General features: G+C 47.9%; 17 protein-coding genes and 1 riboswitch. Of the genes, 13 read left to right on the top strand and 4 right to left on the bottom strand.

Translation table 11 applies throughout. The features are described 5' to 3' along the window. Positions 1–113 precede the first annotated feature (113 nt). The 4 genes from FT12353_RS03145 to aroB all read left to right on the top strand — a co-directional run bounded on the left by FT12353_RS03145 (position 114) and on the right by aroB (position 3,878). Positions 114–1,037, top strand: coding sequence for an aldo/keto reductase (locus tag FT12353_RS03145; RefSeq protein WP_203618379.1), 924 nt, complete (start codon positions 114–116; stop codon positions 1,035–1,037). Positions 1,038–1,061: 24 nt separating this feature from the next. Further along, entirely contained in the window at positions 1,062–1,319 is a 258-nt protein-coding gene (locus tag FT12353_RS03140; protein ID WP_203618372.1) for a hypothetical protein, read from the top strand. Positions 1,320–1,816: 497 nt separating this feature from the next. Continuing rightward, positions 1,817–2,803 (top strand): 3-deoxy-7-phosphoheptulonate synthase, encoded by a 987-nt coding sequence (gene aroF / locus FT12353_RS03135; RefSeq protein ID WP_203618370.1) that lies wholly within the window; start codon positions 1,817–1,819, stop codon positions 2,801–2,803. A 4-nt stretch (positions 2,804–2,807) separates the two neighbouring features. Continuing rightward, positions 2,808–3,878 (top strand): 3-dehydroquinate synthase, encoded by a 1,071-nt coding sequence (aroB, locus tag FT12353_RS03130; RefSeq protein ID WP_203618368.1) that lies wholly within the window; start codon positions 2,808–2,810, stop codon positions 3,876–3,878. Positions 3,879–3,970: 92 nt separating this feature from the next. On the opposite strand, the gene fni is transcribed toward aroB, so the two are convergent. The 4 genes from fni to mvk form a co-directional block, all read right to left on the bottom strand. After that, positions 3,971–5,011 (bottom strand): type 2 isopentenyl-diphosphate Delta-isomerase, encoded by a 1,041-nt coding sequence (gene fni / locus FT12353_RS03125; protein WP_203618366.1) that lies wholly within the window; start codon positions 5,009–5,011, stop codon positions 3,971–3,973. Between the two features lie 12 nt (positions 5,012–5,023). After that, on the bottom strand, positions 5,024–6,094 hold the full coding sequence (locus FT12353_RS03120; protein ID WP_203618364.1) for a phosphomevalonate kinase: 1,071 nt from the start codon (positions 6,092–6,094) through the stop codon (positions 5,024–5,026). Between the two features lie 12 nt (positions 6,095–6,106). Further along, positions 6,107–7,066, bottom strand: coding sequence for a diphosphomevalonate decarboxylase (gene mvaD / locus FT12353_RS03115; protein WP_203618362.1), 960 nt, complete (start codon positions 7,064–7,066; stop codon positions 6,107–6,109). Between the two features lie 108 nt (positions 7,067–7,174). Further along, complete coding sequence (mvk, locus tag FT12353_RS03110) at positions 7,175–8,116, bottom strand: mevalonate kinase (RefSeq protein ID WP_203618360.1); 942 nt, start codon at positions 8,114–8,116, stop codon at positions 7,175–7,177. Positions 8,117–8,262: 146 nt separating this feature from the next. Here mvk and FT12353_RS03105 point away from each other — a divergent pair, with 146 nt between their 5' ends. The 9 genes from FT12353_RS03105 to FT12353_RS03065 all read left to right on the top strand — a co-directional run bounded on the left by FT12353_RS03105 (position 8,263) and on the right by FT12353_RS03065 (position 19,199). Continuing rightward, positions 8,263–10,671, top strand: a complete 2,409-nt coding sequence (locus FT12353_RS03105; RefSeq protein WP_203618357.1) for an exonuclease domain-containing protein — start codon at positions 8,263–8,265, stop codon at positions 10,669–10,671. A gap of 109 nt (positions 10,672–10,780) precedes the next feature. Then, a riboswitch (Lysine riboswitch) is annotated at positions 10,781–10,933 on the top strand. Between the two features lie 88 nt (positions 10,934–11,021). Continuing rightward, positions 11,022–12,134 carry an alanine racemase gene (alr, locus tag FT12353_RS03100; RefSeq protein WP_203618355.1) on the top strand — a complete coding sequence of 371 codons (1,113 nt, stop codon included), beginning with the start codon at positions 11,022–11,024 and terminating at the stop codon, positions 12,132–12,134. A 52-nt stretch (positions 12,135–12,186) separates the two neighbouring features. Further along, on the top strand, positions 12,187–13,488 hold the full coding sequence (gene lysA / locus FT12353_RS03095) for a diaminopimelate decarboxylase (RefSeq protein ID WP_203618353.1): 1,302 nt from the start codon (positions 12,187–12,189) through the stop codon (positions 13,486–13,488). A gap of 108 nt (positions 13,489–13,596) precedes the next feature. Beyond that, entirely contained in the window at positions 13,597–14,307 is a 711-nt protein-coding gene (dapD, locus tag FT12353_RS03090; RefSeq protein WP_203618351.1) for a 2,3,4,5-tetrahydropyridine-2,6-dicarboxylate N-acetyltransferase, read from the top strand. An 88-nt stretch (positions 14,308–14,395) separates the two neighbouring features. Beyond that, positions 14,396–15,547 (top strand): N-acetyldiaminopimelate deacetylase, encoded by a 1,152-nt coding sequence (locus tag FT12353_RS03085; RefSeq protein WP_203618349.1) that lies wholly within the window; start codon positions 14,396–14,398, stop codon positions 15,545–15,547. A gap of 99 nt (positions 15,548–15,646) precedes the next feature. Continuing rightward, on the top strand, positions 15,647–16,528 hold the full coding sequence (dapA, locus tag FT12353_RS03080) for a 4-hydroxy-tetrahydrodipicolinate synthase (protein WP_203618347.1): 882 nt from the start codon (positions 15,647–15,649) through the stop codon (positions 16,526–16,528). Beyond that, positions 16,525–17,289 carry a 4-hydroxy-tetrahydrodipicolinate reductase gene (dapB, locus tag FT12353_RS03075; protein WP_203618338.1) on the top strand — a complete coding sequence of 255 codons (765 nt, stop codon included), beginning with the start codon at positions 16,525–16,527 and terminating at the stop codon, positions 17,287–17,289. The genes dapA and dapB overlap by 4 nt, the downstream gene beginning before the upstream one ends. Before the next feature lie 77 nt (positions 17,290–17,366). Next, a complete protein-coding gene (locus tag FT12353_RS03070) occupies positions 17,367–18,575 on the top strand; it encodes an aminotransferase class I/II-fold pyridoxal phosphate-dependent enzyme (protein ID WP_203618336.1) in 1,209 nt (402 codons plus the stop codon). Between the two features lie 96 nt (positions 18,576–18,671). Continuing rightward, positions 18,672–19,199 carry a hypothetical protein gene (locus FT12353_RS03065; RefSeq protein ID WP_203618328.1) on the top strand — a complete coding sequence of 176 codons (528 nt, stop codon included), beginning with the start codon at positions 18,672–18,674 and terminating at the stop codon, positions 19,197–19,199. Positions 19,200–19,209: the final 10 nt, after the last annotated feature.

The raw sequence follows: 19,209 nt of genomic DNA, 5'->3' as shown, positions 1-19,209 counted from the left end.
ATATTCTATATGAGCATAATGAAGTAATGATTACTAACTTTGGTTTGAAACTGGAGGGGCTTTTGATTTACACTAGAGGTAGTCACAAAAGTAAAAAAGAGGGGATTTGTTCAATGGAAAAGTCAATTTTGCAAGAAACAACGAAGCTCGCTAACGGCGTTGAAATGCCGGTTTTCGGTCTCGGCGTTTGGAAGTCTTCCAATAAGGAGGCCGCCGATTCCGTCCAGGTAGCCATTAAAAATGGTTATCGATTGATTGATACAGCTAAGCAGTATGGTAACCAGCCCGGTGTTGGTTATGGAATTCAACAGGCCTTGAAGGATAACCGCTTGAACCGGAAGGACTTGTTTATTACGACTAAGGTTTTTAACGGTGACCAAGGTTATGAAACAACTTTGAAAGCCTTTGAGGAGCAATTGAAGCAATTGCGTTTGACTTACTTGGACTTATTGTTGATTCACTGGCCAGTTGATGGCAAGTATGTCGACACTTGGCACGCTGTTGAAAAACTTTATCGTGAAGGCAAAGTCCGTGCCATCGGAATTTCAAACTTTAACGAAGAAAAAATCCAAGAATTGCTGGAAGCCGGTACCGTGATGCCACAAGTGAACCAAATGGAATTTAACCCATTGGTTCAAGAAGAATCACTCTTCACCTATATGAACGGGATTGGGATGGCAATGGAAGCCTGGGGACCATTGGGCGGTGGCGAAGCGCTCTCGAACCCAGCCGTTGAAAAAATTGCGCAAGCCCATGATAAATCAGTTGCTCAAGTGATTTTGCGTTTTGATTACCAAATGGGAGCCATCACGATTCCAAAGTCAGCCCACGAAGAGCGCATTATTGCTAATAGTCAAATTGATGACTTTGTTTTGTCACCCGATGAAGTGGCAGAAATTAAGGCACTTAACCAAGAAAAGCACAGTATCTGGTACCCAAGCTTTGCCTGGCACAAGGGTAGCGAGACCACTGGAGTCAAGGACGAAGTTTCTCACTGGGATGACGTCGAAGAATATCTGAATAAGCCCGTTCAATAAGCGTAACGGCTGAAGGGAGGTTCAATGGAAGCTTTAAAGTATCTGGAGGCCTTGCAATACGAATCAGCCGATACCGTGATGGGATCGATTATGAGTGCGGCTGATTTCCCAGCGCTGTCCGGAATTGAGGACGCCTGTGATGTGCAACACAGCACGACGAACCAACACGATTTACAGCAAATCGCGCGTTATCAACCAATGTTTTATAACGTGGCCGAACACCGCTTGGTGAACCAAGCGGATGTCTTGCGCTTGCTGGACTTAGTGACACAAAAACAATAATCGAGGAGCTCCGCCGTGAATGGTGGAGCTTTTTTTGCTCGAATTGAATAAGTGATTCGATATATGAGTTCAACTCATGAATCAAGTGGCCGTCAATCATATCGTCTTCACGGTGAGCAACCAGGCGCTAATGCTCAGAAAAAGAACATTTACTGGTTTATGTGTATAAAATGATAAAAAGATGAGGGATTGATTTGATTTTTATTTGATACCGTGCTTTAATAAAGGCATAAATTAATTTACGGAGGACAAAAACATGTTGAAAGCACGGACGACGGTTCGATTTTATAGCTATTGGTAAAGCTTCTGCTTGATTCGCACAGAATGGAGCAGATACTCCATTTTGTGTGGCCAATAGCTTCAACATGTTCCTCGGTCACGCACACGGTTACTTACCATGGCGGACCGAGACCAGGATTCGGTACAAACTCTCGTGGTGGTAAGGGACCAGCACGAGAGTTTTTTGTTGGCTTTTTGTATGGTTAAAGGAGAATAGGATGATTATCGAATTTGCATCAAGTACCGACCCAAAGATTCAAGCTTTAAAGGAGCGTTTTGCTGAAAAAACGGATGTCTTTATCCATGGGAGACGAATTGCTTTGACTGGCTTAACGACCGCTGATTTAACAGAGGCTGAACAGGCAGCAGCCACAGACATTATTCTCGACCATCCAAAGGCTGTCCAAAGTAGTCGGGCGCTCCATCCCGAGGACATTGTCGTCAAGACAGCCCATAGTCAAATTGACCATCAGAGTCTAACATTAATGGCTGGACCTTGTTCAGTTGAATCGAAGGAACATGTCTTTTTAATGGCTGAGGCGGCTAAGAAGGCTGGCGCGACCGTTTTGCGTGGTGGCGCTTTTAAGCCACGGACGTCACCATACTCTTTCCAAGGGCTTGGCGAGGAGGGGCTGAAATACCTTCGCGAAGCAGCGGATGCTTTTGATTTGGACGTGGTCACCGAAGTAATGGATGAAAGCCATGTTGACTTAGTGGGCCAGTATACCGATATTTTCCAAATTGGCGCACGTAATATGCAGAACTTTTCACTGCTAAAGGCGGTGGGGCAGACACAGATTCCCGTGATGTTGAAGCGCGGCATGTCCGCCACGATTGATGATATTTTAAACGCAGCGGAATATATTGCAGCCGGTGGCAACCAGCAGATTATTTTGGTTGAGCGTGGTATCCGAACTTTTGACAATAAATATACCCGCAACACGCTCGATGTTGGCGCAGTTCCCGTCTTGCGGTCGCTGTCGCCATACCCAGTCATGGTTGACCCAAGCCATGCCGCTGGCTACGAGAGCTTAGTCGGTCCTGAGGCCTTGGCCGGGGTCGCAGCGGGAGCGGCAGGCTTGATCATTGAAATTCACGACCATCCAGACCAGGCCTTTTCCGATGGCCCTCAGGCATTGTTACCAAAGCAATTAGAAGAGCTGGCAAATCAGGCCCGTGCCATTCACAGTATTATTCGGGGGTAAAGCCATGAGTACGATTCCGGTGAAAATGCCAAATCAGCGTTACGATGTCGTGATTGAAGATGGCTTGTTAAAGACACTTGGCGACCGTGTCCGACAAGTTTGGTCACCGCGCAAAGTCGCCATTATCACGGACGATAATGTTGGTCCCCTGTACCTCGACCAAGTTGCCAATGAGTTGACCGAATCCGGCTTTACGGTGGTCACTGTCGTGGTTCCTCATGGGGAACATTCGAAGTCATTGGCTCAGTTAGAAGAATTGGCTCAACAGTTGGCAGCAGCGTCCTTTAATCGGACCGATAGTCTGTTAGCCCTCGGCGGCGGCGTAGTTGGCGACCTGACCGGTTTATTGGCTTCGGTTTATATGCGAGGCATTGATTTTATTCAGGTGCCAACTTCCTTGCTCGCCCAGGTGGATAGTTCGGTGGGCGGCAAGACGGCAGTCGACGTGGCCCAGGTGAAAAATTTACTGGGAACCTTTTACCAGCCAGACTTGGTCCTGATTGATCCCCAAACGCTAAAAACGTTACCGCAACGAGACTTGGTTGAGGGCTATGGTGAGGTAGTCAAGGCTGGAGCCTTAGTTGGGGGCGACTTTTGGTCCCTGATTTTACAAATTAATTCACCGGCAACCATTTTGCAAGAAGCGGCCAAGTTGATTCATTTTGCGCTCGACTTTAAGGTTGAAGTGACTAGTCAGGATGAACGTGAGGGCGGCCAACGGCAACTATTGAATTTTGGTCACACAATCGGTCATGGGGTTGAGTCACTGGCAAACGGTGACCTTCGCCACGGTGAGGCGGTTAGCTTAGGGCTGATCGCGATTAGCACAATTTTTGCTGATCAGGATGAAACACATGAGGTCTTAGAGAAACTGCGAGACCGTTTAGAAGTTGTCGGCTTACCAGTAACATCACCATTATTAGCTGATGACGGTTTAATGGATAAAATTAAAAACGACAAGAAAAACCGTCATGGCTATCTGAATGTCGTTTACCTAAACGCTATTGGTCAACCCCAAATCGAAAAAATCAGCTTAGCTGATTTGGCGGATAAGATTAACCGCGCAGCAATTTAATAACAGTTGATGAAATTAAAAAGAAGTTAGTCGAAAATTTTTTCGGCTAACTTCTTTTACTTGTTGATTGAAAATATGAAAGACTGGCTTTGTTAAAACTGGTCAGAAAAATTTTGAAGGTCTGCCCGGTACAGCTTTGGAACTTGGCTAAGGTCGAAAACGGTCTTGGCGCCCAAAAGGGTCATTAGTTCTGGTAAAGCCTGTTGCCAGTTTTCGATTTCTTGTTGCAGGGCCGAGGGACTAGCCGTCATTAAGACTTGCAGGAAGTGACCAGCGGACGAGGTTGTTTTCGCTCCCAAAATCAGGGCGGTGACAACATCGTTAATGGATTGAATTCCGCCCGTCGCAATTAACGGTGAATCAATAGCGGCCTTTTTCCCTGCTAAGAGCGATTCAACCGTGCTGAGCCCAAAGGGACTTAAGTCCAGAGGGTTCTCATTTTGACGGTCTCGGCGTTGCTCAATTTGGGCAAAGCTTGTTCCATTACCGCCGCCAACGTTAATGGCCGCCGGTTTGAGGGCCGAGAGCTGCTTCAGCAAATCGGGGCCCATGCCAAAACCAACTTCCTTGATGATGACGGGTACGGGCGATTTAGCAATGACGGTAGCCAAGTTATCAAGCCAGTAAAAGCGGCGATCGCCTTCCGCCATGGCCAGTTCTTGGCCTAAATTAACATGAAGTTCGATGGCATTGGCATCAATCATATCGATGGCCGCCTGGACGTTTTGAATTGGGTGATCAGCGCCAAGATTGGCGATTAAGAAGCCTTCAGGGTGATTTTGCCGGACAACCCGGTAGGATTCGACTTGACTGCTATCCTTTAGGGCAACGGACTGTGAGCCAACCGCCATCGCTAACCCCGTCTTTTGAGCAACGGTGGCTAAATCAGCGTTGACCTTGGTACTAGCAACGGAGCCACCAGTCATGGCCTCAATGTAAAAGGGCCAGGCAAAGTCTGCGCCAAGGATGTGGGTGGTCGTTTGAACGTCAGCAACAGCCATGTCTTTCAGTGGTCCTGGGACCCAACGGACAGCATCAAAGCCCGGTCCAATTACTGGGTTTTCCTGGTCACGCCAAAACTTGGTCGCCAGCGAAAGGTGTTCGTTTTTACGGTTTGAATGAGTAGTGGCCATCTTAAGATTCTTTCACAGTAACACGGTATCTTGCCAGAGTGCTGGTAAGAGGAGGTGGAGGGCGGTTCCTTGACTAGCTTGATGAAAACCGTGCCCTTGGTTTTGGTTCTCAAAGACGACAAAACCGTTGTCACCATAGCCGGCGCCAGAAACCTTACCAGCTAGGCCTCTTTGTCCTAAGAGCGTCAAAAATTGACTGAGGGCGGGGGTCAGGTAGCCAGTTGGTAACACCTTTTTCAAAAGGTCTTGATTGTTCTTGAGTCCTTGCATCAAGCCATGGTAATCATGGTTTTCAATCGCTAAGGCTGCCTTCGTCACAGCTTCTTTTGATTGACGGGCAAAATCAGTTTGCCAGAAGCCCTTGGCAAGAGCCTTTTTTGTTGAGGCAGGTTGGAAAGTGGCGACGATACCAATTTGCCAATTTTTTGGCCAAGGAAGGGGTTTGATGGCGAGGTTCGACCAGTCGAGCTTTGAAAAATCAGCCAGAGTGAGCGTCTTGGAATCCACTTGGTTTAGCCAGTCGGGTGCTTGATAGAAAATTACACCGGTAAAAGTGGCTGAAGCTAAATCACCAAGAGAGCCCGAACCCTGAATAAAGTAGTGGGCAAAGGCCGCTTGGCGGAAAATAGCTGGCAGACGGTCTTCTAGGTTAAAGTAAGCAACCAAGCCCTTGATAATGGCGACCGAAACGGCAGCCGATGATCCTAAGCCGAGCTTATTGTGGTCAACCGCCATTTGCGAGGAAATCGTCAGTGATAAGCCGGGTTGCTGTGCTAGATTAAGGTCTAAGTGTTCTTGGTAGAAGAGTACTAAAGCCGCCTTGACAAAGGACCAGGGCCCTAAGAAGGAGTCGTTTGTTTCTTGGTTTAACTCGGCCAAGGCCGACCAGGTTAAAACAAGTGGTTCTGGCATGGCGTCTGATTTAATAACTAGAGAGCCCGGCATGAGGCGGTCGGTTGCTGCAACACGAATGGTCAAACCACGGTCAACGGCAGCCAAAAGAGCCGGTTGCCCGGGTTTGGTGACGGCATATTCGCCGGCTAAAAAGAGTTTGCCGGGGACTTTGACGGTGGTTGTTTTCATTGCGGATGTCCTTTAGTCTTCAAAGCTAATACCAGGACCTGGTGTTGCGATTTGGAGGCGCAACTTGCGGAACTTCTCTTGAAGCTTATCTTTGATGGTTTCAGCCTGGTCTTGGCTAGTAATAATTTTAACGTTTGGACCGGCATCAATCGTGGCGTAGGCCAGGAAGCCTTCAGCACGGAGTTCCTTCACAAAGGCCAAAACATCAAGGGTCATTTGGTTAAAGTAGGTGAAGCGCCGGTCGGTGGCCGTAATGTTTAATTCATGCATGGCCAGGGCATTTTCTTCGGCTAGCTCGCCAATCTTTTGCAAGTCTTGGTCGGCAATGGCTTCCTTCATAGCCGTAAATTGGTCATGTGATTTTTCAACCCATTCTGAGTACTTGGGTGACGTCATCGCCCGTAGCATGCCGTCAGAAGAGGAAACCTTTTTAACGGTTCCAGCGATTTCACAAACCACGAGGGCGATTGGTAAATCAGTTGCCGGCAATGCTTCGGCAAAGGAAGATTGGTTATCGGTTCCTTCGTGCCAGACGGCAAAACCAGGGAAAAATGACCGGGTTGCTGATCCAGAACCACGGCGTGCGAGGCGAGAGAGGTCTGTTAAGGACAAGTCCCAGTTTTGGTGGCGGGCAACGGCGGCCGTTAAGGCAGCAAAAGATGAGGCCGAAGAAGCCAGACCCGCAGCGGTTGGCACCGTATTTTTGGAAACCACTGTCAGGGGACCAAAGTCTTCAATTTCCTCTCGCAAAAAATCGAGGAAGTTGTGGATCCGAGTTGGGTCTTGCATCATGTTGTTAATCAACAGGGTATCTTCCTTACCTGCCGTTACCATTGTCTCGGTATAAAATTCATTCAGCGTCAACGACAATGACGAAGTGGTTGGTAGGTTGAGTGTCTTATCTTTTTTGCCCCAGTATTTGATGAGGGCAATATTCGTGTGCGCTTTGGCAGTTGTTGTTTTATCAGTCACAGTGCTTTCCTCGGTGAAAGTATTTTAAATTTTTGGATGATTAATCAGTTTGAGGACCACCAACGGTATTTTGTTGTCTTGAATCAGGCAGAAACCCCAAGCTGATTTTTAATGTGCTGCTGAAAGCGGCTGAATCCAAGTTTCCTTTGCGCCGGCTTGTTTGAGAGCGACAGCAATCTTTTGCGCCTGGTCGTTATTTTCTGCCAGGGCAAACATCGCACCGCCAATGCCAGACCCGGTTAACTTGGCGCCCAGTGCGTCTGCTGCTAAAGCGGCATTAACAAGGGTGTCTAGCTTTGGGTGCGAAACTTGAAGGATTTGCAGATCCTTGTGGGCATCGGTAAAGAGCTGGCCCAGCGTTTTGGGATCGTTATTGGCTAGGGCTTCCTTCACTAAGAAGGCTAGCTGGCCGAGGTGGTTAATGGCCCCCCAAGTTAGTTCATAATTTTTCTTGAGCTGGTCCTTGACGATGTTAACGGCTCGAACGGTTTGACCGCGAACGCCGGTATCCGCCAGGACGAGGGTCGCTTCTAAATTAGTTTGGAAGGTATCGATTTGTTGTTGGTGGAACCACACGGGCTCAACAGCAGAGACCGTGGCAGCATCGATACCAGAAGGCGAACCGTGGGAAATACTTTCAGCTAAATTCGTATAAAAATTTAGTTGGTCCTGATTCAAGTCTTGTCCCGTCCAGTCAAAGAAGGCACGGGTGATAGCAGTTGCTAGGGCTGCTGAAGCGCCAAAGCCTCGTTCTTGGGGGATGAGCGATTGTACTTCTAATAAGAATGGCTGGTCAGGTTCGACTAGGTTTTCTAGTAGCGCAATGATTAACTGGCGTAAGCCTTCCAAATCAGCGCCGAGGTTAGCCAGGTCAAAGGCCTGTTCACCTAAAATAATCGTTTGGCCACTAGCAATCGCTTGAACGCTTGCCGTGACTTTGAGGTTCAAAAGGGGGATGGCGACGGCCGGTTGTTGGTAAACAACGGCATGGTCGCCGATAAGAATGGCTTTGGCGTGCGAATGGCCAAAGCCGGCATGATTTTTTTCCATATAAAAGACTCCAATTACTGCTAATATTGTACCGCACTAGGCTAAGTAGTGTAAAATAACTACGAGAGCAAAATGAAATTTAGGTCTAAAAATGACAGTTTTTGGCCCAAATATTTCTTGGTCTCGATGATGAGAAAGGAGTCCTGATGAAAAAATCAGCCGCCTTTGTGATTGTCGATTTGGAAACCACCAACCCCTCCGTTGAAAAGGGAGGGCGAATTATTCAAATCGGGATGACCTTTGTAAAAAATAAAAAGATTGTGGAACACTTCGATTCATTCGTGAATCCGGGGCAAACAATCGATAAAAAAATTCAACAATTAACCCATATTAGCCAAAAAGATGTGCGGGATGCGCCGTTCTTTGAAGAACTGGCCCCCTCGTTGCGCGGGTTGTTAAAGGACCAGGTTTTTGTTGCCCATAACGTGAACTTTGATTACCCGTATTTAAATGCCGAATTTGCCCGGGTTGGTTTGCCTGAGCTGGACCTATTGGCAATCGATACCGTGCAACTGGCCCAGATTCTTTACCCAACGGCACCAGGCTACCGCTTGTCTGATTTGACAAAGTATCTCGACTTGCCCCTGGTTCAGGCGCACCGGGCCAACGCTGATGCGGAGGCAACGGCTTATCTGATGTTGTCGCTTTGGCACAAAGCCCAGGGCCTACCTGAAAAGACGAAGAAGGAACTTTTGAGTGTGGATTGGGGCCTGTTGCGTCAAAGCCAGGACTTCTTGGCGATGGCGATGAAGGACCGGTCTCCAGCTCCGACATTTTTGGCCGAACGTGAAGAGGCGTTAGGGCGCCAGCCCAGCAAAAACAAAGCTTCAAACCGGAACAAAAAGGGCGACGATTTGCCTTATCCGAAGACGCTGGCCGATAAAGATGCAGCCTTAGGGCCCGGATTTGCAGTCGAAGAAGACCAGGGTCAGGTGATGGACCAGGTGCAGCGCTTTTTGCAACAACGGAAAAGAGCGGTCTGGCAGTTAACGACACCGCCGGAAGTTAAGAAGACGTTGTCGTATTTATTGCCACTCTTTTATCAAAACCGCCAACAGGCGACATACCTGCTGGCCCATGACATTACGCTCTTGAACCATCAGGATGTTATCCTAGCGGAATTACAGGAGCGACTGCCCGGGGCTAACTTATCGGTGGCGAAACTCTATGCGCCGCGCGATTACCTGGATGAGAAGAAGTTTCAAAAGGTTCTGGCGGTAGCTAGAAGCCAAGGTGGCGCCTTTTGGCAAGCGCGTGTCCTGGTTTGGTTAGCCGAAAGTCCTGATTTAGCCCTCATTGATTTGCCAAAAGGTGTGCAAAATCAGCCTGGCTTGGCAGCAGTCCGTTCTGATGAAACGGGTCCGGCCTTTGTCAAAGCTTTTGACAAGGCGGCTCAGGCCGATGTGGTTCTTCTGACCTTTGCGGCCTTCTTTGCTATTTCGGAGGGGCTGGAAAAGGCAAGCAAGTACCAAGACCGGCCCGTGGCCATTTTGGAAAAGCCGATTGCGCTTTTGACCGCCATTCAAGAGGGCTTTGGCCTGACATTGCCTTTGAGCTTTTACCAAGACCAGGTAGCCCGCTTAGCTGATTTGGCAGCTAGCTTGCCGAAGAAGACACAGGGGCAGTGGAAGGTGGCGCTTCATAACTGGGAAGAGGCCAGCAATAAGATTGACGCCCAAGCCGAAGATATTGGTCTGGTAAAGACCGGTAAGGCGGTATTGAATCGCTTGTTGGACTTGGTTGATTTGGCCGCTAAGGCTGATTTTAACCACAAATTGACGCAAGCGGATTTGACGGCTAAATTAGCTAAGCTTTCGTGGCTATCAGCGCACCAGGAATACTTAGCCAACATCTCCTGGCACATCCAAAAGGAGCCGGCCGTCCAAAACCTAATTTTTGAGGTCAAGGCTGATTTGCTGTACCAAAAGTACTTCTTGAAACAGGTGGATAAAGTCCTAGTCGTTTCGTCTTATTTACCGGATGATTTAGCAACATTTCTAGCCCAGACGCCAGGCGCCCTGTTGCCGGAGAAAAGTGAATTCGAGGGGACAACGGATAATCAGTTGACAACGGTACTGACCACGAGCCGTAATGAAGACCAGCAGATTGAACAGCTGGTTTTGGCCAAGGTTCAGCACTTTGTTCTGATTGTGGAGGACCACGCCGCCTTGAAGCATTGGTACTACAAGTTATCGGACCGCTATGGTGATGACTATGTTGTCTATGCGCAGGACATTTCGGCGCCCCTCATTAAGGCCGCCCGCCAAAGCAGCCAGGAAGAACAGTCAATTTTGATTGTCCTACCAGAATACTTGTCGGCGATTTGGCAGCAAAGTCTACAAGTGCCAGAAGTGGCCGTCATCTCACAGGCCCATCGCTGGGTTGATGTGACGACGCTCACACCGCTATTGATTGCCCTTCAAAAACAAGAAAAGTCCGTTTTACTTGCTTCCTTTAACCAGGGACAGGTTAAAGCGCTTTCGGATCGATTGGCAACTGTTAATAGTCGGTACAAACGGGTAAAAGCGAACTTTTATCAAAAAAAGCTTTCATAAAATTAAGAAAAGACAGCCAATATCGGCTGCCTTTTTTGTTAAAAAGATAATTTATTTTGTCAGGAGTGTTGACATGAGAAAAAATCTCATGTATATTAATGGCAACTTAATAAGTAATAGAGGTCGCAACCAACAAGAGTACCGAACATTGTTCGCGAAAGGGGCGGTTGCCGAAGCTGATGGGGTCAGAGCCATTTTGCTGGGCCAATAGTTAAGAGCTATTGGACTGTCGCTGCAAATGCAGCGGGGAGCTATTCAACTGTTTTTTTGTGACTATTTTTAGACAATAATCCAAACGACAGGGATAAACCCCCGTTGTTTGGATTTTTTTATTGCCTAAGGAGGCTCACATGGTTGTCGCTAATCACCGTCCAAGTCGTTTATTGATTTCAAAGGCAGCGGTGGCCAAAAATTTAAAAGTTATGCGTGAGAGTAGCCACGCCAACTTTATTTTCATGACGGTGAAGGCCAATGCCTACGGCTTTGGTTTGTTGGAAATGAGTCAGGCTGCTGTTGAAGGTGGTGCTGATGGCTTGGCCGTTGCTGTGATGGATGAGGCAATTGCCTTACGAAAAGCCGGCTTTTGCCAACCGATCTTGGTTTTGGGCCTCACGTCTCCTGAATTTGCTCAATTAATGGCTGATTACCAAATCATTGCCACGGTTGCTGATCGTGAAACCTTGAAGCAGGCTGAAGCCAATTTGCGTCTCGGCGGTCCTAAGCTCCAAGTTAACTTGGCGGTCGACACGGGTATGGGCCGAATCGGTTTTCGTAACCGAGAAGAGTTGAGTGCGGCAATCGACGACGTTCAAGATGCTGATTTCTTACTTTACCAAGGCATTATGACTCACTTTGCTACGGCCGATGATGTTGATACGACATACTTTGAAGGCCAGCTAGCAACCTGGCATGAGTTAACCGATGGTTTGCCAATGCCACCGATGGTTCACTTGGCTAACTCGGCCGCAGCTTTATACCGGGTTGATCAGATGCCAATGGATGTCATTCGAGCAGGAACTTCGGTCTATGGTATTGAGCCATCCGAAGGGGTATTAAAGCCTGACAACTACCTGGAACCGGTCTTGACACTCGAATCCGAGGTGGTCATGATCAAACAGCTGCCAACAGGTGCCTCCGTTTCCTATGGTGCCACTTACCAAACCACCAAGCCCCAATGGATTGCGACTTTGCCAATCGGCTACGGGGATGGCCTACCACGAGAAACAGTTGGCTATGAAGTTTTGGTTAATGGCCAAAAGGCGCCAATTGTTGGCAAGTTAGCCATGGACCAACTGATGATTGCTTTGGAAGAACCCGTTCCGGTTGGAACTAAGGTGACTTTCATTGGTAAAAATCAGGACCAGGAAAACACACTAATTGACTTTTCCCACTATTGCGAAATTGATCCATGGGAAATCACCATTCGTTTCCAAGACCGCTTAGCACGGTACTTGGTTGATTAAGCCCCACCTAATAATATTTTGATTGAAAAAGAGAGAAGAAGGAAAGATTCTTATGTCAAACCACTTGCAAGTAAATGACCAAGACCAGCTCATGATTGGTGGCGTGTTAGCCACTGATTTGGCCAAGGAATACCAAACGCCATTGTACGTCTATGACGTTTTGACTATGCGTAAGCAGATGCGTGCCTTCAAGAAGGCCTTTGAACAAGCCGGTCAAAAAGGGGCCGTTGCTTATGCTTCAAAGGCATTTGCCTGCCAGGCAATGTACCAGGTGGTTGCTGAAGAAGGCTTGCACTTAGACCTCGTTTCCGCCGGTGAAATCTACACGGCGGTGGCTGCGGACTTCCCGATGGCCAATGTTTCTTATAACGGAAACAACAAGTCACTGGCTGATTTGACCTTTGCCGTTGAATCCGGGGTTGGCACGATTATCGTTGATAATTTCTTGGAACTTGACCTTTTGCACCGGGTTATGGCCGGTCGAGAGGGACAGCAAAATGTGATTTTGCGTGTGGTTCCTGGCGTGTCAGCCCACACCCATGATTACATTCAGACTGGTCAAGTCGACTCTAAGTTTGGCTTTGATTTGGAATTTGGTCAAGCTAAGCGAGCTTATGAAATTGCTGAAGGCGATGAAAGCTTGCACCTGCTTGGTTTGTCAGCCCACATCGGTTCTCAAATTTTTGAGGAAGATGGCTTTGAATTAGCCGGCCAAAAATTAGTTGACTTGTGTGCTTCATGGGATTACCAACCAGAAGTATTGGACCTTGGCGGTGGCTTTGGAATTGCCTACACGGACGCTGATAAGCCACGCTTACCAGAAGACCTCGTTTTGGCCTTACTGAAAAGCGTCCAGGAACAAACGGCTAAGAAGGGCATGACCCAACCGGATATCTGGATTGAGCCGGGGCGCTCAATCGCTGGCCCAGCCGGTTACAGCTTGTACACTGTTGGTTCTCGTAAGGATATACCGGGTGTGCGGACTTACTTGGCCGTTGACGGTGGAATGGGTGATAACATTCGTCCAGCCCTTTACCAGGCTGATTATCAGGCGGTCTTGGCCAACAACGTTCATGGAGCGCCAGCCGAGCATGTCCGCTTAGTGGGTAAGTATTGTGAATCGGGTGATGTCTTGATTCAAGACCAAGAATTGCCAGCAACAGAGCCGGGCGACTTGGTTGCCGTTTTGAATACCGGTGCTTACGGGTACTCAATGGCCTCCCGCTACAACCGCAATCCTGTGCCAGCCGTGGTCTTCGTTGAAAACGGCCTCTCACAACTGGTGGTCGAAGGTGAAAGCTTAGCTGATTTGACCAGCCACGACCGTGCTTACCAATTACCTGGTAAGTGGTAAAATCAGCTTTGGCGAGACTTGCTTGATTTCATCAGCCTGTCTTGCCAGGCTGAAAGAAACAATTGGATTTAAATAAGAAGAAAACAACTCGAAAAGGAAAACAAAAACATGACTGAAATGGATACAGCGGCGATCATTAATTACTTGGCAACTTCTAAGAAGAAGACACCAGCAAAGGTGACCTTAGCTGGTGATTTGGCTCAAATTACTTGGCCAAATGATGTGCAAGCCTTTATTGGAGAAAAAACTGGGACTGTTTTTGGCGATATGCAAGTGATCCAACCAATTTTGGATGACAACCAGGCAGCCATTACCGACTACCACGTTGAACTAATTGCCCGTAACTCCGGGGTGCCATTGTTGAACACCCAGCACTTGAATGCCCGCATTGAACCAGGAGCCTTGATTCGTGACCGAGTTCAAATCGACGACCAGGTTGTGGTTATGATGGGGGCTGTGATTAACATTGGTGCCAAAATTGGTGCTGGATCGATGATTGATATGGGCGCTGTTCTGGGTGGCCGAGCTGAAGTTGGTAAGAACTGCCACATTGGTGCCGGTGCCGTCTTGGCCGGTGTGATTGAACCTGCTTCAGCAGAACCTGTTCGTGTTGGTGATGGTGCTTTGGTTGGTGCCAACGCCGTTGTCATCGAAGGGGTTCAAGTTGGTGCCGGAGCGGTTGTTGCCGCTGGTGCCATCGTGACAGAAGATGTTCCTGAAAGAACGGTTGTGGCTGGAGTACCGGCTAAGGTCATTAAGCAAATCGATGCTCAAACAGAGCAAAAGACGGCCTTGGTTGCTGCCTTGCGTGATTTGTAAAAAAGTTTGCTAGCAAACGACTGGAAGATGGCCGCGCGACCTAGCTGATTAGAGAGAAGTTTTCATGGTCCATGAAAGGGAGGCTTTGATGTCCGATTTAACCATTAATTTAGCGCAGGTTCGGCGCGACTTACATGCCATTCCAGAGTTGGCTTTGCATGAAGTGCAAACAAAACAATATTTGAAAAAAACAATTGCCGCCTTTGCGAGCGATTTCTTAACAATCAAAGAGGTGCCAGAAGTTGAAACGGCCTTGCTGGTCCGCTTGGCAGGGTCAAACCCAAAGAAAACAATTGGCTACCGAGCTGATATTGACGCCTTACCAATTGAGGAAGAAACAGGCCTGCCCTTTGCTTCGAAACACCCCGGTGTGATGCATGCCTGTGGTCATGATATTCATATGACGGTTGCCTTGGGAATCTTGGCTTACTTTGCGAAAAATCAGCCGAAAGATAATCTGATTTTTATCTTTCAACCGGCAGAAGAATCCGAGGCCGGGGGCAAACGTTTGTATGAGGCCGGTGCGCTTACGGGTGATTTTAAACCGGATGAACTCTACGCCTTGCATGACCAGCCAGCCTTGCCGGCCGGTCAGATTGCAACCAAAATGGGCACACTCTTTGCCGGGACAACGGAGATTCATCTTCAAGTTGTTGGCCAGGGTGGTCACGCGGCTTATCCCCATCAAGCCAAGGATGCTTTGGTTGCCGCTTCTGCCTTTGTCAGCCAGGTGCAAACCGTTGTTTCCCGCAATGTTGACCCCATTCATGGTGGAGTCGTGACGATTGGCTCCTTTCACGCCGGCACAATCGGTAACGTGATTGCCGGTGAGGCCAAGTTAGCCGGGACGATTCGGGCCTTTACCCAAACGGACTTGGAGATGATGCAAAAACGGGTCCGCGCCATTGCGGATGGGATTGCCGTTGCCTTTGATGTTCAAATGAACTTGGAGCTCATTCAGGGTGGTTATTACCCGGTTGAAAATGATCCAAAAACTACGGCAGCCTTTATGGCCTTTATGGAAGAAAATCCGGAAGTTGACTTTGTAGAAGCACAGCCGGCAATGACCGGCGAAGACTTCGGCTTCCTACTAAATAAGTTCCCAGGCACAATGTTTTGGCTTGGGGTTGGTGACCCCAAACATAGCCTTCACGATGCCCGGTTGAACCCCGATGAGCGAGCCTTAAACGCCGGTGTTCAGGCAATGGTGGCCTATTTTAAACAACGAATGGCCCAATAAGCTGGCATCCAGGGAAACTGATTTTGCCGCTTGCCAGTTAAGATGTATTGAAAAAACTAAGAAATCGCTATAGCTAAAGATGAGAGAGGATGGCTTTTGATGATGACAGCAAATTTGATTACCGCATTAATTACCCCATTTACCAGCCAGGACGAAATTGACTATGATGCCTTGGACCGTTTAACGGATAAGTTATTGAGTGAAGGAACGCAGGGCTTTGTCATCGGTGGTACAACCGGTGAATCACCTACGTTGACGGAGGAAGAACGCCTGTCCTTGTACCGCCACTTTGCCCAGTATGTAAACGGCCGGGGACCGGTTATTGCTAACGTTGGGACAAACAACACGGCAGAATCCGTGGCCTTGGCTGAGACTGCCAGCCAAATCGAGGGTGTGACTGGCATTTTGGCTGTCACGCCTTACTACAATAAGCCCGATCAGGACGGCATGATTGCCCACTTCACGGCAATCGCCAATGCCAGCCAAGTACCATTGATGTTGTATAACATTCCTGGTCGTTCAAGCGTTTCGTTGACGAATGATTCTGTCTTGTTCTTGGCTCACCATCCAAATATTAATGCGGTTAAGCAAGTGACTTCAATTGATGACTTGGCCGTTTTGGTTGATCAAGCGCCAGAAGGCTTTGCCGTTTATACTGGTGAAGATAGCCAAACATTGGCAGCAAAGGCCATTGGTTGTGCGGGCACGATTTCAGTTGCGTCACACCTCTATGGTCGTGAGATGCAAGCGCTCTTTGCCGCTCTTGAAGCTGGTGATGTGGCCTTGGCGGGCCAGTATCAACGCTTCTTGACACCACGGATGAACGTTTTGTTCTCTCATCCATCACCAAGTCCCGTAAAGGCCATCTTAGCTAAGCAGGGCTTGATTGAAAATCAGTTACGTTTACCATTGCTGCCATTGACTGAGCAGCAAACAGCAGAAGTAGAGGCCGTATTAGGCCGGCAAGGAGTTGTTGCATGAAAACCGTCTTTCTCGCAGGCGCCCAAGGGAAAATGGGGCAGTCGATTGAAAAGTTGATTGAGGACCAAGCTGATTTTTCATTAGCTGGCCGCTTAACGACTAAAAGGGCGCTCGACCAACAGTCAGATGATCAAGAAGGCACTGTTTCAACCTTTACCGACTTAGCAGACATTAACGTCAGTGCTGGTGTTTGGGTTGATGTCACTAATCCGGCTGTTGCCTTTGAAAATGGCCAATACGCCTTGACCCATGGTTTTGACTTGGTGATGGGAACGTCTGGCTTACAAGCTGATGATCTGGAAAAATTAAGGGCCTTGGCCCTCGAAAACGACCAATCGGCCTTGGTTGTTCCTAACTTTTCAATTACAGCGGTTTTGTTGATGCAGTTTGCCGGTCAAGCAGCTAAATACTTGCCTGCAGCCGAAATCATCGAGGCTCACCATGAGGACAAGGTCGATGCACCATCTGGGACGGCAAAGGCCACCGCTGATTTGATTGTTGCTGCTCGTCAAGAAGAACCTGCTATTCCACATTCAAACGCTTTGGCCCGTGGCGACCAAAGTCAGGGAGTACCGGTGCATGCCATGCGTTTGCCGGGTATCTTGGCCGAAGAAACGGTTGTCTTTGGTTCGGCTGGAGAAACATTAACAATCAAACAATCAACAAATAATCGTTCGTCTTTCATGACCGGGGTTGCTCGTTCAATTCGAAAAGTCGATGAAATTGATGGATTAGAGATTGGATTAGATAAAATTCTCTAATTTATTTTTAATAATATGGTAGAATGGTGCAAAGCAATGTAAAAGGATTTGTTTAGAATAGAATAGGAGTGGTTTTCATGGTTCAAGTCAAAGAAAGTTTGTCGAAGCAGTATAACCAATTGTTCGAGATCGTGCCGCCAGCGGCCATCCGAGCAGTTGACATCAAGTTGTCCGCAGTTCCGGATATCATCAAGCTCACCCTTGGTGAACCTGATTTTGCGGTTCCAGATGTAGTCAAGGAGGCCGTTAAAAAAGCGGTTGATGATAATGACTCACATTATGCGCCTTCACAGGGAACTTTGGCTTTGCGTCAGGCTATTTCCGACTATGTTCATGAACGTTTGTCTGGTCCAGTCTATGATCCGGAAAGTGAAATTTCGGTGACAATCGGGGCTTCAGAAGCCATTTACGATTCATTGTCTGCACTGTTTAACCGTGGTGAAACAATTTTGGTACCAACACCAACATTTTGTTTTTACCAGGCGGAAGCTTTACGTCTCGGTTTGAAGGTGGTCGAAATTAACACGGCGCCATCATACCTGTTTACGGCGGAAATGTTTGAAAAGGCAATCCAAGAGCACCCTGAAGCAAAAGGCTTGGTGTTGAACTTTCCTGGTAACCCAACTGGTGTTACCTATGATGAAGAAGAGCTCAAGGAACTTGCCACGGCTATCAAGAAAACGGATGTTTTGGTCATATCAGATGAAATTTATGCGGAGTTGACTTACGGTCAAACGCATAAGTCGATTACGAACTATATTCCAGAACAAACCATCTTGATTGGTGGACTGTCAAAGTCACATGCGATGACCGGGTACCGGGTGGGCTTTATTGCCGGTCCAAAGGCCTTGATGAAGATGGTTGGTTTGGCCCACTCTGGTGTTGTCACAACAGCACCAGGTCCAATGATGGCCGGGGCTTTGGCAGCCCTAACGGTTGCCAGAGATGCCCCCAAGGAAATGCGTGACATCTATCAAAAGCGCCGCGACATTGTCTTAGCTGGCTTGCAGGAAGCTGGCTTTACGGCTCCAACACCAAAGGGTGCCTTTTACATCTTCGCTAAGATTCCTGATTTCTTGCCACAAGACGATGAAGCCTTTGTCTATGAATTAGGTGAAAAGGCCAAGGTGGGAACAATTCCTGGTTCTGTCTTTGGGACCGGAGGTGAAGGCCACATTCGCATTTCTTACGCCACTTCGACTGAAAAATTAGAAGAGGCCATGAAGCGAGTGATTGCCTACGCCAAGGCTGCTAAGGAAGCAACTGAACTTTCAACAGCAGAATAACGATTAAATAGCCATGAGCTTGGAGATTATCCAATTTCTTGGCTATTTTTTTGCTATAATGAACAATAGTTATGACAAATCGGAGAAAGAATTTTTATGGAAGTTCACGACAACTTACGAGTCAGAATGGCCCGGCCCAAGCGCTTTTCTTGGGTTAAATTTTTTATCATCTTGGTGGCGATTTTCCTGATTGTAGCCGGCGCTATTTATGCTTATGCCTACATGGCATTACAGCCGATGGCTAGAGCGGAATCAAACGTGCAAAAAACGGTCAGTCAAAAAACATCTTTGACGAACCTACACGGTGTCACAGAAGATGATCGCAACGACACTATTTATGCCGTGCTTGGTAAAGATAGTGATGGCCAGCAAAAAGTAGCCTTGGTCAAGGGGCAGCATGGGGCTGTGACGACCTTTGACTTTGGCAATGGCCTGTCACGGGCTGATTTATTAAAGCAAATCAAAGCCAAGTACAATCCAAAGAAGGTTTATTCGGCCAATTTGTCGCTCTACCAAAAAACTTTGGTCTGGGAAATCAGCTACGAGAGTCAAAATGGCGACATGAACTATTTGACAATGGATTACAAGACCGGTGCCGTTTACCGGGCAATTAATGGAATTTAGGGAGAAGATG

Source organism: Fructobacillus tropaeoli (assembly GCF_016860625.1).
GTDB classification, from domain to species: domain Bacteria; phylum Bacillota; class Bacilli; order Lactobacillales; family Lactobacillaceae; genus Fructobacillus; species Fructobacillus tropaeoli.
This window is presented reverse-complemented; position numbering and strand designations above follow the sequence as displayed.

Bases quoted from the DNA above. Each gene is read 5' to 3' on its own strand.
- FT12353_RS03145 (WP_203618379.1), top strand. From the start codon at position 114: ATGGAAAAGTCAATTTTGCAAGAAACAACGAAGCTCGCTAACGGCGTT.
- FT12353_RS03140 (WP_203618372.1), top strand. From the start codon at position 1,062: ATGGAAGCTTTAAAGTATCTGGAGGCCTTGCAATACGAATCAGCCGAT.
- aroF (WP_203618370.1), top strand. From the start codon at position 1,817: ATGATTATCGAATTTGCATCAAGTACCGACCCAAAGATTCAAGCTTTA.
- aroB (WP_203618368.1), top strand. From the start codon at position 2,808: ATGAGTACGATTCCGGTGAAAATGCCAAATCAGCGTTACGATGTCGTG.
- fni (WP_203618366.1), bottom strand. From the start codon at position 5,011: ATGGCCACTACTCATTCAAACCGTAAAAACGAACACCTTTCGCTGGCG.
- FT12353_RS03120 (WP_203618364.1), bottom strand. From the start codon at position 6,094: ATGAAAACAACCACCGTCAAAGTCCCCGGCAAACTCTTTTTAGCCGGC.
- mvk (WP_203618360.1), bottom strand. From the start codon at position 8,116: ATGGAAAAAAATCATGCCGGCTTTGGCCATTCGCACGCCAAAGCCATT.
- FT12353_RS03105 (WP_203618357.1), top strand. From the start codon at position 8,263: ATGAAAAAATCAGCCGCCTTTGTGATTGTCGATTTGGAAACCACCAAC.
- alr (WP_203618355.1), top strand. From the start codon at position 11,022: ATGGTTGTCGCTAATCACCGTCCAAGTCGTTTATTGATTTCAAAGGCA.
- lysA (WP_203618353.1), top strand. From the start codon at position 12,187: ATGTCAAACCACTTGCAAGTAAATGACCAAGACCAGCTCATGATTGGT.
- dapD (WP_203618351.1), top strand. From the start codon at position 13,597: ATGACTGAAATGGATACAGCGGCGATCATTAATTACTTGGCAACTTCT.
- FT12353_RS03085 (WP_203618349.1), top strand. From the start codon at position 14,396: ATGTCCGATTTAACCATTAATTTAGCGCAGGTTCGGCGCGACTTACAT.
- dapA (WP_203618347.1), top strand. From the start codon at position 15,647: ATGATGACAGCAAATTTGATTACCGCATTAATTACCCCATTTACCAGC.
- dapB (WP_203618338.1), top strand. From the start codon at position 16,525: ATGAAAACCGTCTTTCTCGCAGGCGCCCAAGGGAAAATGGGGCAGTCG.
- FT12353_RS03070 (WP_203618336.1), top strand. From the start codon at position 17,367: ATGGTTCAAGTCAAAGAAAGTTTGTCGAAGCAGTATAACCAATTGTTC.
- FT12353_RS03065 (WP_203618328.1), top strand. From the start codon at position 18,672: ATGGAAGTTCACGACAACTTACGAGTCAGAATGGCCCGGCCCAAGCGC.